7 protein-coding genes are annotated in these 18,269 nt (G+C 71.6%); 3 read left to right on the top strand and 4 right to left on the bottom strand.

The genetic code is table 11. The features are described from left to right. The 4 genes from CFP71_RS41725 to CFP71_RS41710 form a co-directional block, all read right to left on the bottom strand. Nucleotides 1–1,179, bottom strand: a 1,179-nt coding sequence (locus CFP71_RS41725; protein WP_093939387.1) for an MFS transporter, incomplete at its 3' end; no start/stop codon positions are given. After that, entirely contained in the window at nucleotides 1,176–2,114 is a 939-nt protein-coding gene (locus CFP71_RS41720) for an ACP S-malonyltransferase (RefSeq protein ID WP_244200033.1), read from the bottom strand. The genes CFP71_RS41725 and CFP71_RS41720, both read right to left, overlap by 4 nt. A gap of 27 nt (nucleotides 2,115–2,141) precedes the next feature. Next, a complete protein-coding gene (locus CFP71_RS41715; RefSeq protein WP_093939385.1) occupies nucleotides 2,142–3,554 on the bottom strand; it encodes a class I adenylate-forming enzyme family protein in 1,413 nt (470 codons plus the stop codon). Between the two features lie 19 nt (nucleotides 3,555–3,573). Beyond that, nucleotides 3,574–5,265: a flavin monoamine oxidase family protein gene (locus CFP71_RS41710; protein WP_093939384.1), complete on the bottom strand. Its 1,692-nt coding sequence runs from the start codon at nucleotides 5,263–5,265 to the stop codon at nucleotides 3,574–3,576. A gap of 288 nt (nucleotides 5,266–5,553) precedes the next feature. Here CFP71_RS41710 and CFP71_RS41705 point away from each other — a divergent pair, with 288 nt between their 5' ends. The 3 genes from CFP71_RS41705 to CFP71_RS41695 all read left to right on the top strand — a co-directional run. Next, complete coding sequence (locus CFP71_RS41705) at nucleotides 5,554–11,958, top strand: SDR family NAD(P)-dependent oxidoreductase (RefSeq protein ID WP_482746729.1); 6,405 nt, start codon at nucleotides 5,554–5,556, stop codon at nucleotides 11,956–11,958. Then, complete coding sequence (locus tag CFP71_RS41700; protein ID WP_093939382.1) at nucleotides 11,958–12,179, top strand: hypothetical protein; 222 nt, start codon at nucleotides 11,958–11,960, stop codon at nucleotides 12,177–12,179. Before CFP71_RS41705 ends, CFP71_RS41700 begins: the two co-directional genes overlap by 1 nt. Nucleotides 12,180–12,193: 14 nt before the next feature. Further along, nucleotides 12,194–18,269, top strand: a 6,076-nt coding sequence (locus tag CFP71_RS41695; protein WP_143267275.1) for a type I polyketide synthase, incomplete at its 3' end; no start/stop codon positions are given.

The raw sequence follows: 18,269 nt of genomic DNA, 5'->3' as shown, positions 1-18,269 counted from the left end.
GATCGCCGACGCGGCACCGGCGCGGTCTCGCGGGACCGTGCCGAGGATGGTGTCGCCGGTGACGGTCAGGGTGAGCCCCGCGCCCGCGCCGAACGCGACCTGCGCGGCCAGCACCAGCAGGTACGGCGACTCCGTGCTGATCGCGCCGAACAGCCCGAAGCCGACCGACGCCAGCGCCAGCCCGCCCGAGACCGTCGGCGCCCGGCCGAACCGGCGCACTGCCTTGGCCGCCAGCACACCGCCCGCGACGAGCGCCGCGATGGCGCCCGGCACGAACGCCAGCCCGGAGCGCAGCGGGCTCCAGCCCAGCACGAGCTGGAAGTACTGACTGGAGATCAGGGCGAACGCCGACATCGTGAACACCGAAACCAGATTCGAGCCGACCGAGGCGGAGAATCCACGGCGCCGGAACAGATCCAGGTCGATCAACGGCTGATCGAGCCGTCGTTGGCGCCGCGCGAACCACCACAGCGACGCGCCACCGACCGCGAAAGCGCCGAGCACCTCCGGGTACCACAGGCCGACGTAGAAAGCGCCCTTCAGCGCGTACACCACGGCGACCAGACCGACGATGGACAGCAACACACTGGGCAGGTCGAGCCGCAGTTTGCCGCTGGACCGCGATTCGGGCACGACCCGGGCGGCGCCGAGGATCAGCAGCGCCACCGGGATGTTGACCAGGAACACCGAGCCCCACCAGAAATGCTCCAGCAGGACACCGCCGACGATCGGGCCGATCGCGAAACCCGCGGCCGAAACCCCTGCGGTGACCCCCACCGCCGCCGTCCGCGCTCGTTGAGTGGTGAAAACCGCGCGCAGCAACGAAGTCGTCGAGGGCAGGACGGCGGCGCCCGCGATTCCCAGCAGCGCGCGGGCCGCGATGAGCGTTTCGGAGCTCGGGGCGTAGGCGGCCACCAACGAGCCCAGTGCGAACGCGGTCACCCCGATCAGCAGCACCCGCCGCCTGCCGAACCGGTCGCCGAGGTTGCCCATCGTCACCAGCAGGCCGCCCATGGCGAAGCCGTAGACGTCCGCGATCCACAGCAGTTCCTCGGCCGACGCGCCGAGCTGGGTGGTCAGCGCGGGTACCGCCAGATGCAGCACGGTCATGTCGATCGCGACCATCAGCTGCGCCAGGCAGGACACCATGATCGTCGCGATGTCGCGTGCCTTGCTCATGCGGCCACCGCCTCGGGAAGCCGGGGCCGGGGTTTCGGTTTCCAGGTGTCCTTGAGGTCGGCGCGCAGCAGGGTGAACGCCGACGTCAGCCCGAGCAGCCGGTGCAGCAGGTGGTCCGGGCCGGCGACGAGGACCCGGCCGACGCCGAGCCCGGCGAACCGGTGGACCAGCCCCGGCAGCCGCACCGCGTTGACCGTCGACTCCAGCAGGAGCGACGCGGCCTCGTCGCCGGTCCGGATCGGCTCTCCGTCCTGATCGGACACGATCGGCAGGACCGGATCCGCGAATCCGAACCCGCCGAAGACCTCTTCCGCCAGCCTGTCGCGCAGGCCGCCGAGCATCCGCGCGTGGGCCGCGGGACGCATGGTCGTGAGCGCGTACCCGCCCGCCGCCCGCACCCGCCGGACGAATTCGTCCAATGCGGACTCGCGCAGGGTCACCAGATGGACCTCGTCGTCGAACCGGCCGGAGAGCTCATGGCCGATCCCGTCGAGGATCTCGCCGAGCGCCGGTTCCGGTGTACGCACGATGAACTGGCTGACGAGATCCTGGTGCGCCGTCTCGAAGTACTCCCGTTCCCGGCGCGCGACGGCGTCGACGAGCCGGACGAGATCCGGCACGGGGAGGGCGCCGGCGCGGACCACGGCGGCGCGTTCACCGAAACTGGCGCCGCCGACCGCGACCGGCACCAGCCCGTGCTCCCGCTCCGCGCGTTCGGCCAGCGCCAGCGACGCGAGCACGAACGCGATCTGGGTGTGCTCGTTGTACTCCTCGTCCGCTCTGGCGAGCGGATCCAGCAGGGAGCGCCCGAGCGCGTGCTCTGCCACGCCGAGCAGGCGCCGGGCCAGGGGATCGATGACGAGGAACCGGCCCAGTTCCGCAGCACGGGCCGGGCCCATGCCGGGAAAGAGGACGGCATCGGTGGAATTTCCCACAGTGCGCACCCAGTTTCGTGGTGGGGATCAGAGTTGTTCGGCGGCGGCGAACTGCTCCAGCCGCTTCCGGTCCGGTTTCCCGTTGCGGTTCAACGGGAATTGATCGGTGACGAGGACGCGGTTCGGCTGCTCGGCGGGCGGCAGCACCCCGCAGATCCGGTCACGCCAGTACCGCGAGTCCCGCTGGGCGTCGTCCTCGACGACGAACACCAGGCTCGACCCGCGACGCTGGTCGGGCAGCGCGACGATCTTCGCTGAACAACCCTCGCCTGCCAGGCGGTGCTCGATCACCTCGGGGTGCAGGGTGTGCCCGTTGCGGTGCACCGCCCGTTTGCGCCCGACGACGAACAGGTTCCCGTCCGCGTCGAGCCTGCCGAGGTCGCCGGTGGCGTACCAGCCGCGGTCGGCAGGGATCACCTGCCCGGTGGCGTCGAGGTAGCCCTCCATGAGATCCGGGTCGAGCACGAACAGTTCGCCGACCTCGTCGTGCGGCAGCACGGTGCCGTCGTCGGCGCGGACCTGAAGCGTCAGCCCCTCCACGATCTGCCCGCAGCCGCGCGGATTCCCGATGTTGGCGAAGGCGACGTTGCCCATCTCGGTGCTGCCGTAGCTGTCGAGCAGCGGCATGCCGAACAGCTCTTCCGACTGGTCGACGACCCCGGGTTCGAGCGGGGCGGCGCCGCTGCACAGCATGCGCACGCGGGAGAATTCCGCTTTGAGGGCAGGACGTTTGCCGATGATGTTGAACAGGCTGCGATAGGTGGACGGCGTCGCGTCGACGACCGTCGCCCCGGCGCGTCCGGCCAGGCGCAGCGCCCGGTCCGGACGGCGGTACGGCGCGATCACCAGCGAGCAGTCCCGCAGCCACGCGATCATCACCATGGACAGGCCGTACTGGTGGTTGAACGGCAGCAGCGGCAGGAGGACGTCGTCGGCGACGTGGCCGACGAGATCCGCGTTGCGTTCCAGGTTCTTCAGGAACCGCGCGCCGTTCTTCGCGACTCCCTTGGGGACACCGGTCGAACCGGACGACCACATGACGAGACTGTCGGGCAGCTTTTCCCAGACGTCGAACCGCAAGCGGACATCGGTCGGGGTCCGGTCGGCGGCGGCGACCATGATCTCGTAGGTGTAGGCCACGGGCGCGTCCGGCGGCATCGGCGCGTCGTCGTCGACGACGGCCAGCACGACACCCGAACCGGCGATCGTCGCGGCCGTGCGATCTGCGTGTTCCATATGGTCGACGAGCACCACGGACGCGCCGACGTGCATCAGCGCGACGAGGATCGTCAGATAGGCCAGCGTGTTGTCGGCCTTGAGCAGGACACGGTCACCGGAGCCGACGCCCCGGTCCCGCAGTACTTCGGCGACGCGGAGGGCCTGCTGTTCGAAGGCCGCGCCGCCGGTGACCGCGTCGGGGGAATAGATCTTCGCGAACATGGGGAAGTCCTTTCCGCTGTCAATCCAGGCTCACCGGGGCGATCTCGTCGAACACGTCGCCGGGACCGGGGTTGTCCGGATGGGTGCCGCCGCCCAGGTGCTCGACGACGCCCCACACGGCGTTCAGCGCGGTGGTGACCGCGCTCTCGGAGAAACCGGCGATCCACGCGACGTCGTCGCCGGCGAGGAAGAAGCCGCGGTGGTTCTCGGCGGCGCCGCGTTGCATGAACTGGGTGAACAGCCGCCGCTGGTAGCGATAGCTGCCCGGCAGGCAGGATTTGAAGGCGCCCTTGAAATGCGGCTGCGTCTCCCAGGTGATCGCGATCGGCGGGCCGATCATGTGCGAGCGGATGTCGACGCCGGGGTAGATCTTGGCCAGCGCGTCCAGCATCACGTCGAGCCGCTCGTCCGGGGTCAGCGAGGCGACCTTCAGCGAGTCGTCGTTCCAGGTGTAGGAGAGCAGCATCGTGCCGGGTTCGTCGGGGCCGTTGTCGATCAGGTAGACCCCGCGCGGGAGGCGGTCGGTGAGCGTCGTGCTCATCACGTCCCGCCCGGTCGCCGGGTCCTGGTCGAGCCAGAACGGCCGGTCGGTGATGACGAACAGCTTCGACGCGCCCATGTAGTGCGTGCGCTCCAACGCGGTCCAGACCGGCTGCGGCAGCAGGGAGTCGTCGCTCTTCATCCCCGAGAGCAGGTTCCAGTTCTGCGCGGCGAAGATCGCGGCCGGGTAGGTGCGCACGTCGCGGTTCGCGTCTTCGATGGTGAACCCGCGGCCGGTCCGGTCGATCCGCACGACCGCCGGGCGTGGCTCGCCGCCGTGCAGGCTCTTCAGCGAGGTGCCGGACGGCCAGTATTCGAGGTCCGCGGGCTCGTCCGCCCACAGACCGAGCGGCAGCTGCTGACAGCCGCCGATGATCCGGTGGTGCTCGTCGCTGGTGTCGGTGCAGATCACCCGCAGGATCTCGAGCGCGGAGTTGGGGAAGTCGGTGTCCCAGCCGCCGCAGCCGAAACCGACCTGCCCGAAGATCTCGCGGTGCTCGAAGGAGGAGAACAGCGGCGACGAGGTCAGGAAGCCGTAGAACGACACGTTGTCGAACTTGGTGACCAGGTGGTTCCACAGTGCCTTGATGGTCGAGATGTCGCGGCGCCGGATGGCGTCCTCCATCAGCGACATGTCGGCCTGCTCCTGCAGCGTCTTCGTCCAAGCGTCGTTGACCTCGCGGTACACCGGCGGCAGGTCGGCGGACGTGCGGGCCCAGTGGTTCTCGCCGTGCAGGTTGATCACCGTGCTCGGCGACGCGGGGGAGAGCGGGTTGGGGAACGGCGTCGTTTCCAGCCCGACCTTGTCGATGTAGTGGAAGAGCGCCCCGGCGGACGGCGGGAAGCGCATGGCGCCCAGCTCGGCGACGGCGTCCGGGTAGCCGGGCAGGCTCACCGAGCGCATCCGGCCGCCCAGCTGTTCGGCCTCGTAGATCACCGGCTTCAGGCCGAGCTTCATCAGCTCGTAAGCGGCCACCATTCCGGACAGACCGCCGCCGATCACCGCGACCTCGGTGCCGTGCGCTTGGCGCGGCACCCGGCCGATTCCGGCGGGATGGCGGATCCAGTCGTCGTAGGCGAACGGGAAATCGGGGCACAGCATGCTCGTCGGCGGCGCCGCCTTGGCCCGCTGGCGGGGCAGGACGCGTTCTTCGACGGGAGACATGGTCATCGGCGTTACCTCCGGCACTAGTTCTGGCGTCGCGCTGACGACCCCGGGCCGGCACGGCGGACGCCGGCGTTCTCGTGCGGCTACGGGTCTCAACGGTGAAATCCGGTTCGCCGAAAGCCACGTTAACGATTCCGATCAGGGGCGCTGGATACCTTTTCCACCGCTTGTCCACGACCCGGAAACCCGGCAGGGAGCGGGCGGTTACCCGGCGGTGGAACAGTTCCGTCCCGGCCGCGACGGCCCCTGTGGCTAGCTGGACCGCGACTTCCCTGTGCCAGGCGACCCGAGGTGGCGAGTGCGCGCATGACCGAGCTGGATTCCCTGCGACGGCTGGAAAGCAGGCCGCGCGCCGAACGGCGCCGGACGCTGCTGGGCCTGGTGCGACGGGCGACGTCGGCGGTGCTGGACGGGCCGCTCCCGGCCGGCCGCACCTTCGCCGACCTCGGGTTCGACTCCCTGCTGGCGGTGAAGCTGCACGCGTGGCTGAGCGCCGAGACCGGGCTCGACCTGCCGGTGACCCTCGCCTACGACCATCCCGGGCCGGAAGCGCTGGCGGACTTCCTCGACGAGTGTCTCTTCGGAGCCGAGGCCGCGGACGCCGCGGAAGGCGAGGCGGCCTCCGGCGAACCGATCGTGATCGTCGGCATCGGCTGCCGCTTCCCCGGTGGCGCGGACTCGCCCGCCGCCCTGTGGTCCCTTGTGGACGAAGGCCGGGACGTCGTCACGGAGTTCCCCCGCGACCGAGGCTGGGACGTCGACGGCCTCTACGACCCCCGGCCGGGAGTACCGGGCCGGACCTACGTGCGCCACGGCGGGTTCCTGCCCGGCGCGGCCGAATTCGATGCGGGGTTCTTCGGGATCTCGCCGCGCGAGGCGCTCGCGATGGATCCGCAGCAGCGCCTGGCCCTGGAGACGGCGTGGGAGGCCCTGGAACGGGCCGGGATCGACGCCGGGACCCTGACCGGCAGCCGAACGGGGGTGTTCGTCGGTGTCGAGCCGCAGGAATACGGCACCCGCCTGGCCGACGCGCCCGAGGGACTCGACGGCCTCCTGCTCACCGGCAGCGCGCCGAGCGTCGTCTCCGGCCGGATCGCGTACACCCTGGGTCTGCAAGGGCCCGCGCTGACCGTCGACACCGCCTGTTCCGGTTCGCTGGTCGCCCTCCACCTCGCGGTCCGCGCGCTGCGGAGCGGGGAATGCGGTCTCGCGCTGGCGGGCGGGGTGGCGGTGCTCGGCACGCCCGGTCCGTTCGTGGCGTTCTCGCATCAGCGCGGCCTGGCGCCGGACGGGCGCTGCAAACCGTTCTCCGCCGCGGCGGACGGCACCGCGTGGGCCGAAGGCGCCGGGATGTTCGTCCTGGAAAGGCTTTCCGACGCCGAGCGCCACGGTCATCCGATTCTCGCGGTGATCCGCGGCAGCGCGGTCAACTCCGACGGCGCCTCGAACGGCCTCACCGCGCCGAACGGCCCGTCGCAGCAACGGGTGATCCGCGCGGCGCTGGCCGACGCCGGAATCGGCGCGTCCACTGTGGACGCCGTCGAGGCGCACGGGACCGGGACCACCCTCGGCGACCCGATCGAGGCGCAAGCACTGCTCTCGACCTATGGCCAGAACCGGGAAACGCCGCTGTGGCTGGGTTCGGTGAAGGCCAACATCGGGCACGCACAGGCCGCGGCGGGCGCGGCCGGGGTGATCAAGATGATCATGGCGCTCCGGCACGACCGGCTGCCGCGCACCCTGCACGGGGACGCTCCGACCCCGGCGGTCGACTGGTCGTCCGGCGCGGTCTCGCTGCTGGCCGAGCCGGTGGAGTGGCCTCGCGGCGAGGAACCGCGCCGGGCCGCGGTCTCGTCGTTCGGCATCTCCGGTACCAACGCCCACCTGATCCTCGAAGAACCGGCGCTCGCCGCTCCCGAGGAGCCCGTGCCCTCGGCGTCTTCGCCGGTCGCCGTCGCGTTCTCGGCCGCCGACCCGGACGCGTTGCGCGCCCACGCGGCCCAGCTCGCCACCGTCGAAGCACACCCGGCGGACCTGGCCTTCTCGCTCGCCAAGACCCGGGCGACGCTGGCCGAACGCGCCTTCGTCGTCGCGTCGGACGCCGCGAGCCTGACGGACGCCTTGACCGCTTTCGACGACCGCGTCCTGCGGGGCGGTCCGCTCCAGGAGCCCGGCGACCTCGCGTACCTCTTCACCGGACAGGGCGCCCAGCGGATCGCGATGGGCCGTGAGCTCTACGACGCGTACGACGGCTACGCCAAGGCTTTCGACGAGGTTTGCGCCCACGTGGACCTGCAACTCGACCCGCCGCTGCGGGATGTGGTGTTCGGCGGCGCGGATCCGGCGCTGCTGGACCGGACCGATTACGCGCAGCCCGCGCTGTTCGCCGTCGAGGTCGCCCTGTTCCGGCTGCTGGAGTCCTGGGGTGTCGCCCCCGCTTATCTGTGCGGGCATTCGGTCGGGGAGTTCGCCGCCGCGCACGTCGCGGGCGTGCTGTCGTTGTCGGACGCCGCGATGCTGGTGACCGCGCGCGGCAGGCTCATGCGCGAGCTGCCCGACGGCGGTGCGATGGTTTCCTTGCGCGCCAACGAAGAAACGGCTCGCGCGCTGCTGCTCGGGCACGCGCGTGAGGCCGGAATCGCGGCGGTCAACGGCGAGGAAGCCGTTGTGCTGTCCGGCGCGCGTGCCGCGCTGGAGGCGGCGATCGGGGGCTTCGACGGCAAGGTCAAATGGCTCAACGTCAGCCACGCCTTCCACTCGCCGCTGATGCGGGACATGCTCGACGACTTCGCCCGGATCGCGAGGCTCGCCGACTACCACCCCGCGAACCTCCCGATCGTCTCGACGGTCACCGGCGAGATCGGCGGGCACGACTCGGCCGAGTACTGGATCGGGCACGTCGAAGCGACCGTCCGGTTCGCCGACGCGCTGCGCGTCCTGCGTGACGCCGGCTGCGGCACCTACCTGGAACTGGGCCCGGACGGCGTCCTGTCGTCGCTGGTCGACGACGGCGTGGCGCGCCCGCTGCTACGCCGCGACCGGCCTGAAGTTCCCGAAATCCTGACCGCGCTGGGCACGGCTTACGTGCGCGGGGTGGACGTCGACTTCGCCGCGCTCGCCCCGGGCGGCCGCCGGATCGACCTGCCGACGTACCCGTTCCAGCGGTCGCGGTACTGGCTCACTCCCGGCCCCGGCGGGAACGCGCGCGGGCTCGGCCTGCGTCGCGCCGAACATCCGCTCCTCGGGGCGGTGCTCGCGGTTCCCGGCGGCGACACGGTCTTCACCGCCCGGCTCTCGGCGACCGACCAGCCGTGGCTGAGCGGTCACCGGGTCGGCGACGACGTCCTGTTCCCCGGCACGGGTTTCCTCGAACTGGCCTTGCACGCGGGCGCCGAGACCGGCTGCGGCCGCGTCGAAGAACTGACCCTGGGTGCGCCGCTCGTGCTTTCGGCGCCGGTCGAGGTCCAGGTCGTGGTGGCCGCCGCGGACGACGACGGCCGCCGCGCGGTCACCGTCCACTCGCGACCGGAGCACGGCGAGGACTGGACACGGCACGCGAACGGCACGCTTGTCCCTGAAAGCGATGCCGCCGCCCTGACCGTCCAGTGGCCGCCTCCGGGAGAATCCCAGCCCCTGGAAGGCTTTTACGAAGACCTGCCCGGCTTCGACTACGAGGGTGTGTTCCGCGGCCTGCGATCGGTGTGGGTCGACGGCGACGACGTCCACGCCGAAGTCGAGCTCCCCACCGACGAGGGCGGGGGCTTCGGCATCCATCCGGCTCTGCTGGACGCCGGGCTGCACGCGATGTTCTTCCGCGAGTCGGCGGACACCGCCGGAGGACTGCCGTTCTCCTGGTCGGACGTCCGGTTGCGGGCGAGCGGCGCGACCGCGTTGCGGCTGCGGATCACCTTCCACGCCGAGGACACCGTTTCACTGGTCGCCGTCGATCCGTCCGGCGCCGAAGTGCTGAGCGTCGGCTCGCTGGTCGTCCGGCGCCCTGCCGCACGCGGACGTGAGCTTCCCGCCGGACTGTTCACTGTGGACTGGACGCCGGTCGCGGCCGCGGAACCGGTGGCGTGCACCGCGTATCCCGAGGTCATCCCCGGCAAGCCCGCCGTGCTGTCGGTGCTGCCGGAAGGCGATCCGATCACGTCCACGCACGAGCTCGGCACCCGGGTGCTGGAAGTGCTCCAGGACTGGCTGGCCAGAGACGAGTCCACTTTGGTCGTCCACACACGACACGCGGCGGGGCCGGACGCGACCGATCCGGCCGCCGCCTCGATCTGGGGTCTGGTGCGCAGCGCGCAGGCCGAACATCAGGGCCGGTTCGTCCTCGTCGACGGCGAGGCCGAAGACGTGCCGATGGCCGTGGCTACCGGGGAACCGCAGGTCGCGGTGCGCGACGGCGTTCCGCTCGTCCCACGGATCGCCGAGGCGGGCGCGGGCGTCCTCCTGGCACCCGAGGGACCGTGGCGACTCGACAAATCCGGCGAGGGCACGGTCGAAAACCTCGCGCTGACACCGATCGAGGAGCCGGATCTCGGGCCGGACGACGTCCGTATCGCCGTCCGCGCGGCCGGGCTGAACTTCCGCGACGTGCTGAACGTCCTGGGCATGTACCCGGGCGAGGCCGGGCCGCTGGGCTGCGAGGTCGCCGGGACCGTGCTGGCCACCGGCGCCGCGGTGACCGATCTGGCGCCGGGCGACCGCGTGATGGGCATGGTGCACGGCGGGATCGGCCCGGTCGCCGTCGGCGAGCGCCCCTTCCTCACCCGGGTGCCGGACGCCTGGACCGACGAGCAGGCCGCGACCGTGCCGCTGGTCTTCCTGACCGCCTATTACGCGCTGGTCGACCTGGCCGGGCTCAAGACGGGCGAGTCGATCCTGATCCACTCGGCCGCCGGCGGGGTCGGGATGGCCGCGACCCAGCTCGCGCGCCACCTGGGCGCGGAGGTGTACGGCACCGCGAGCGAAGGCAAACAGCACGTCCTGCGCACCGCCGGACTGACGGCGGACCACATCGCCTCCTCTCGGACCCTCGACTTCGCCGAGGCCTTCCGGACCGCCACCGGCGGACGCGGGGTCGACGTCGTGCTCAACTCCCTCGCGGGCGAGTTCGTCGACGCCTCCCTGGCCGTGACCGCGTCCGGCGGCCGCTTCCTCGAAATGGGGAAGACCGACGTCCGCGCTCCCGAAAACGTCGCCTACCAGGCCTTCGACCTGATCGAAGCGGGGAAGACGCGCACCGCCGAGATCTGGGCCGAGCTCATCGCCCTGTTCGACAAGGGCGAGCTCACGCCGCTGCCGGTGCGGACCTGGGACGTCCGGCACGCGCCGGACGCGTTCCGGTTCGTCAGCCAGGCCCGGCACATCGGCAAGGTCGCGCTCACGGTGCCGCGGGCCCTCGACCCGGAGCGGCCGGTGCTCGTCACCGGTGGCACCGGCGGGCTCGGCGCGCTCGTCGCGAAGCATCTCGTGACCACGCACGGAGTCCGCAAGCTGCTGCTCACCAGCCGTCGCGGTCCGGCCGCGCCGGGCGCGGGCGAACTCGCCGACGAGCTCACCGGCCTGGGCGCCGAAGTCCGGATCGCGGCCTGCGACGTCGCCGACCGCGACGCGCTCGCGAACCTGCTGGACGGTGTCGAGCTGACCGGTGTCGTGCACACCGCGGGCGTCCTCGACGACGGCGTGCTGACCGGTCTGACCCCCGAAAGGCTCGCGAAAGTGTTGCGCCCCAAGGTGGACGCGGCCTGGCATCTGCACGAGCTGACCCTCGGCCACGACCTCGCGCTGTTCGCGCTCTACTCCTCGGTGTCCGGGATCGTCGGCTCCGCCGGCCAGGCCTCCTACGCGGCCGCGAACACGTTCCTGGACGCGCTGGCCGCCCAGCGCCGCGCTCACGGCCTGCCTGCCGTCTCGCTCGCGTGGGGCCTCTGGCGGGAAGGAATGGGTAGCGGGCTGGCCGAGCACGACGTCGACCGGATGGCCCGAGAAGGTCTGCCGCCGCTGACCGCGGAGACCGGGCTTTCCCTGTTCGACGCCGCTCTCGACGGTGGGTTCACCGCCGTCCTCCCGATCGAAGTCGACCGGGCCGCGCTGCGCGCCCACGCCCGGACCACCGAGGTGGCGCCGGTCCTGCGTGGCCTCGCGAAGGTCGCCACCCGGCGCGCGGCGGGCCCGTCGTCGAACGGTGGAGCCGGGCTCGCCGAACGGCTCACCGCTTTGCCCGACGAAGAACGCACGGCGCTGCTGATCGATCTGGTGCGGCACAACGCCGCCGCCGTCCTCGGCCACGAGGCGGGCGGCATGATCGACCCGGCGCGCGCCTTCAAGGACCTCGGATTCGACTCGCTGACGTCGGTCGAACTCCGCAACCGGATCAACGGCGTCACCGGGCTGCGGCTGTCGGCCACCGCCGTCTTCGACCATCCGACCGTCGCCTCGCTGGCCGCGCATCTGCTGGCCGAACTGGCCCCGCCGTCGCTCAGCGCGGCCGACGCCGTGCTGGCCGAACTCGACGCGCTCGAAGCGCGCCTGGCCGGGGTCGACGACGACGGCCGGACAGCGGTCACCGGACGGCTCCGGGCGCTGCTCGACGGCCTCACCACGACGGGAACCGACGTCGGCGGGCGGCTGGAGGACGCGACCGCGGACGAAGTCGTCGACTTCCTGGCCACTGAATTGGGGATTTCCTGATGGCGGACAAGAAAGCGGTCGCCGAGGTGCTCGCCGACATCGAGCGGCTGAGCGAACGTCTGGGCGACCTGAAACCCGAAGACCGCAAGAAGGTCGCCAAGCCGCTGAAGAAGCTGCTGCTGTCCTACGCGGCCGGAGACAAGGACGACGAGTTCGACGACCTGCTCTTCGACGCCGCTGTCGACAAGGTCTTCGGCTTCATCACCGACGAGATCTTCTGACCAGCGAGGGTGTGATGGCGGACCAAGAGAAGCTTCTCGACCTGCTGAAGCGTGTGACCGGGGACCTGCACCGGACCCGGGAACGGCTGCGTGACGCCGAGGACGGACGGCACGAGCCGATCGCGATCGTCGGCATGGCCTGCCGGTTCCCCGGCGGGGCCGACACCCCCGCCGCGCTGTGGGATCTGGTCGAAGCCGGCCGCGACGGGATCGGCGAGTTCCCCGCCGACCGTGGCTGGGACACCTCCGGCCTGTTCGACGACGACCCCGACCGGCGCGGGACAACCTACGTGCGCACCGGCGGTTTCCTGCCCGGCGCGGCCGGGTTCGACGCCGAGTTCTTCGGGATCTCGCCGCGTGAGGCGCTGGCCATGGAACCGCAGCAGCGGCTGCTGCTGGAGGTCGGCTGGGAGGCCGTCGAACGCTCCGGCCTCGACCCGGCCGCGTTGCGCGGCAGCCCCACCGGTGTCTACGTCGGCGTTTCCGCGCAGGAATACGGGCCGCGCCTGCACAACCCGGGCGACACGGTGGACGGCTACCTGCTCACCGGCACCACGTGCAGTGTCCACTCCGGACGGATCGCGTACCAGCTCGGTCTCGAAGGCCCGGCGGTGTCGATCGACACGGCGTGCTCGTCGTCCCTGGTCGCCGTGCACGCCGCGGTGCGGGGGCTTCGCGCGGGGGAGTGCACTCTCGCCCTCGCCGGCGGCGTCAATCTGATGGCGTCGCCGGGTATCTTTGTCGACTTCGCGCGTCAGCGCGGCCTGGCGCCCGACGGCCGCTGCAAGTCCTTCTCCGACGACGCGGACGGCACCGCGTGGGCCGAGGGTGTCGGGATGCTCGTGCTGGAGAAGCTGTCCGACGCCCAGCGCAACGGACACCGGATCCTCGCCGTGGTGCGGGGAACCGCGGTGAACTCCGACGGCGCGTCCAACGGGCTCACCGCGCCGAACGGCCCGTCGCAGCAACGCGTGATCCGTGCCGCGCTCGCCGACGCCCGACTGTCCACTTCGGACGTCGACGCCATCGAGGCGCACGGCACGGGGACCAGGCTGGGCGATCCGATCGAGGCCGAAGCGCTGATGGCCACCTACGGCCGTGACCGCGAGCGTCCGCTGTTCCTCGGTTCGGTCAAGTCGAACTTCGGGCACGCGCAGGCCGCGGCCGGCGTCGCCGGGATCATCAAGATGGTCGAGGCGATGCGCCACGGTGTCCTGCCGCCCACCCTGAACGTCGGCACGCCCAGCCGCGAGGTCGACTGGGCCGCCGGACCGGTCTCGCTGCTGACCGAACGCACGCCGTGGCCCGAGACCGGGCGTCCGCGCTCGGCGGCGGTGTCGTCGTTCGGGATCAGCGGGACCAACGCGCACGTCGTGCTGGAACAGGCCCCCGCCCCGGAGATCCCCGTTGCCGGGGACGCGCCCGCCGTCGTGCCGCTGCTGTTGTCCGCGGCCACCGAACCGGCGCTGATCGCGCAGGCGTCCCGGCTGTTGTCGATCGCCGGAACCGCTGAGCCGATCGACGTCGCCCACACGCTGACCACGCGCGCGGCGCTGCCGTACCGGGCTGTCGTCACGGGCACCGACTGGGAATCCCTTTCGGCCGGCCTGGCCGACGTGACCGCGACTCGGGTCACCGAGGGCGGACTGGCTTTCCTGTTCACCGGTCAGGGTTCGCAGCGTGTCGGCATGGGAAGTGAGCTTTACCAGGCGTTTCCGGTCTTCGCGGCCGCGTACGACGAGGTTTCCGCACTGCTGCCGGAGATCGGTGATCTGTCGCGGACGGAGTTCGCGCAGCCCGCTATTTTCGCGCTTGAGGTGGCTCTGTTCCGGTTGGTGGAGTCTTGGGGTGTGCGGCCTGATTTCTTGGCTGGGCATTCGATCGGTGAGATCGCGGCGGCTCATGTCGCGGGTGTTCTCTCGTTGGAGGACGCGGCGAAGCTCGTCGTGGCACGTGGCCGGTTGATGCAGGCGTTGCCCGAGGGTGGCGTGATGGTCGCCGTGCAGGCATCCGAAGGCGAACTCGGCGAGTTGCCGGACGGCGTTTCGCTTGCCGCCGTGAACGGGCCTTCTTCGGTGGTGTTGTCGGGCGCCGAAGAGCCGACGCTTGCCTTCGTGGAACGGTTCAGCGACCGGAAGACCAAGCGTCTGGACGTTTCGCACGCGTTCCACTCGGTGCTGATGGAGCCGATGCTGGACGAGTTCGCCGCGGTGGTGCGGGAACTGACGTTCTCGGAGCCGCGCATCCCGATGTCGTCGCCCGTGACCGACCCGGCCTACTGGGTCGCCCATGTCCGCGACACCGTGCGGTTCTCCGACGCGGTGCAGCGCCTGACGGCGGCCGGGATCACGAAGTTCTTCGAGCTCGGCCCGGATGCCGTGCTCAGCGCGCTGGTCGACGGCGGAATCCCCGCCCTGCGCCGCGGTCACGACGAACCCCGGCAACTGGTCACCGCGGTCGGCGCGCTGCACGCGCGCGGTGTCGCGGTCGACTGGACCGCGTACCTCGGCGGCAGCGGACGTTTCACCGAGCTGCCGACGTACGCCTTCCAGCACGAGTACTTCTGGCTCGGCCAGGAAAGCGACGCCGACGTCACCGCCGCCGGGCTCGCCGCCACCGATCATCCGCTGCTCGGCGCCGCGGTGTCCGTCGCCGCCGACGACGGTGTCCTGCTCACCGGGCGGCTTTCGCTCGACCGGCACCCGTGGCTGGCCGACCACGTCGTGGCGGGCCGGGTGCTCGTCCCCGGCACCGCGTTCGCCGAGCTCGCCGTGCGCGCGGGCGACGAAGCAGGTTGTCCGGGAGTCGAAGAGCTCGTCCTCCAGGAACCGCTGATCCTCGAACCCGGTGCCGCGCCCGAGGTCCAGGTCGTCGCGGGTGCCGCCGACGAGCACGGCCGCCGCCCGGTGTCGATCCACTCGCGACTGCCCGAGCGCCCGTGGATCACCCACGCCACCGGCTTCCTCGGCAACCCGCCGGTGTCCACAATGGACACACCGTGGCCGCCGGAGAACGCCGAAGCCTTGAGTCTCGAAGACGCCTACGACCGGCTCGCCGCCGCCGGACTGGCCTACGGGCCGATGTTCCAGGGCTTGCGCAAGGTCTGGCGTCGCGGCGGCGAGATCTTCGCCGAGGTCGCCTTGCCGGAGCCCGAGCAGGCCGCCAAATTCGGCCTGCACCCGGCCTTGCTGGACGCCGCCCTCCAGGCCACCGCCGTCCCGGGTGAGGACCAGGGTTCGGTTCCCTTCGCCTGGCGCGACGTCGTGCTGCACGCCCGGGGCGCGACCGAACTCCGGGTCCATGCCCGGCCGGTCGCCGACGGCTTCGCTTTCGCTCTCGCCGACGGGACTGGTGCCCCTGTCGCCTCCGTCGGCGGGCTCAGCGTCCGCGCCGTCACGGCCACGGCCTCGGTGCAGGACGGCCTCTATCGCGTCGAGGACGTTCCGCTTCCCGCCGGTTCCTCGGACGTCACCCCCGCCGCGGTACTGGAAGCCGATTCGCTCGACGCCACCCTCGCCGCGCTGCAGGACTTCCTGGCCACCGACGAGCTTGCTCCGCTGGTGGTGCTGACCAGGCACGAAGGCGCGGTCGAGGGTCTGGTCCGGGCAGCGCAGGCGGAGCATCCCGGCCGGATCGTCCTGGTCCGGGGCGGTCATGCCGACGTCGACGCCGCCCTGGCCACCGGCGAACCCGAAGTGCGCGCCTCCGGGGGATCGCTGTTCGCGCCACGCCTGGCGAGGGCCGGAACCGGCGGGTCCACACTGGACACCTCCGGCACCGTGCTGATCACCGGCGGAACAGGCGGGCTCGGCGCCCGTGTCGCCCGGCATCTGGTCGCCGAACACGGGGTCCGGAATCTGCTGCTGGTCAGCCGTCGCGGTGAGGCCGCGCCCGGCGCCAAGGAACTCGCCGAAGAGCTCGGGGCCCGGATCGAGGCCTGCGACGTCGCCGACCGTGACCAGGTGCGCGATCTCCTGGACCGGGCCGATCCTCCGGTCACCGGCGTCGTCCACGCGGCGGGTGTCCTCGACGACGGCGTCGTCACGTCGCTGACACCCGAGCGGCTCGACGGCGTCTTCCGGGCGAAGGCGACCGCCGCCCACGTGCTCGACGAACTCACCGGCGACCTCGACTTCTTCGTCCTGTTCTCCTCGATCGCCGGGGTGTTCGGCTCGCCGGGGCAGGCGGCCTACTCCGCCGCCAACGCCGAACTCGACGCCCTCGCGCGGCGGCGTCGCGCCGACGGGAAGCCCGCCCAGTCGCTGGCCTGGGGCCTGTGGCGCGACGGGATGGGCGCCGCGCTCAGCGACACCGACCGGGACCGGATCGGCAAGGACGGCTTCGGTGCTCTCGAACCGGACGAAGGCCTCGCGCTGTTCGACGCCGCCGTGGCGGATGGCGGTGCCGTCCTCGTTCCGGTGCGGCTCGACCTCGCCGTCGTGCGGAACGCCGGGGTCCCGCCCCTGCTTCGCGGTCTGGTCCGCGTCCGGACGCGCCGCGAGGCCGCCCGTCGCACCGATACCGGCCTTGCGGGGCGGCTCGCTGGACTGTCCGAGACTGACCGTGAAGCCCTGCTGATCGAGCTGGTCCGGGCTCGCGTCGCCGCCGTCCTTGGCAGGGCGGGCGCCGAGACCGTCGAGCCGTCGCGACCGTTCACCGAACTGGGCTTCGACTCGCTGACGTCGGTCGAACTGCGCAACGAGCTCAGCGCCGAGACCGGCTTGCGGCTGCCCGCGACCCTCGTCTTCGACCACCCGAGCCCGGCGGCGGTGGCCGCGTTCCTCGGCGCCGAACTGCTCGGCGCCCCGGAACCGGCCCGTCCGGTGGTGACCCGCCGAGGCGCCGCTGACGAACCGATCGCGATCGTCGCGATGAGCTGCCGCTATCCCGGCGGCGTCCGGTCGCCCGAGGATCTGTGGGACCTCGTCGACGCGGGCACCGACGCGATCTCGCCGTTCCCCGGCGGGCGCGGCTGGGACGTCGACGGCATCTACGACCCCGAGCCCGGCCTGCCCGGCAAGACCTACACCCGGCACGGCGGGTTCCTGCACGACGCGGGCGAATTCGACCCCGAGTTCTTCGGGATCTCGCCCCGGGAAGCGCTCGCGATGGATCCGCAGCAGCGTCTCCTGCTCGAAATCAGCTGGGAGGCCCTCGAACGCGCCCGGCTCGACCCGGCTTCGCTGAAGGGCAGCGCCACCGGCGTGTTCGCCGGGATCATGTACTACGACTACGCCGCGAAACTGGCCAGCGTCCCCGACAGCGTCGCCGGGTTCCTGGGCACGGGCACGTCGGCCAGCGTGCTGTCCGGGCGGGTCGCGTACACCCTCGGGCTGGAGGGGCCGGCGGTGTCGGTCGACACGGCGTGTTCGTCTTCGCTGGTCGCCCTGCATCTGGCCGCCCGGTCGCTGCGGGCGGGGGAGTGCGACATGGCGCTCGCCGGCGGGGTCACCGTGATGGCGACGCCGGAGACGTTCCTCGACTTCTCCCGCCAGCGCGGGCTTTCCCCGGACGGCCGCTGCAAGTCGTTCTCCGCCGACGCCGACGGAACCGGCTGGTCGGAGGGCGCCGGAGTCCTCGTGCTGGAGCGGCTTTCGGACGCCCGCCGCAACGGGCATCCGGTGCTGGCCGTGGTCCGCGGCTCGGCGGTCAACCAGGACGGCGCGTCCAACGGGCTCACCGCGCCGAACGGGCCCTCGCAGCAGCGCGTGATCCGCGCGGCGCTCGCCGACGCCGGTCTGTCCACTTCGGACATCGACGCGGTCGAAGCGCACGGCACGGGAACGCGGCTGGGTGACCCGATCGAGGCGCAGGCGCTCATCGCGACCTACGGTGCCGAGCGGGATGAGCCGTTGTGGTTCGGTTCGGTCAAGTCGAACCTCGGCCACACGCAGGCCGCGGCGGGGGTCGCCGGGATCATCAAGATGGTCGAGGCGATGCGGCGGGGCACCCTGCCCCGCACCCTGCACGCGGCGGAACCGTCGACCGAGGTCGAATGGGACGCCGGCGCGATCGAACTGCTCACGGAGCCGCGCGAGTGGCCCGGCTCCGGCAGGCCGCGCCGTGCCGCGGTGTCGTCCTTCGGGACAA

The organism is Amycolatopsis thailandensis (genome assembly GCF_002234405.1).
In the GTDB taxonomy this organism is placed as follows: Bacteria; Actinomycetota; Actinomycetes; order Mycobacteriales; family Pseudonocardiaceae; genus Amycolatopsis; species Amycolatopsis thailandensis.
Note: the sequence above shows the minus strand (reverse complement) of the source record. Positions and strands in the feature narration are given on the sequence as shown.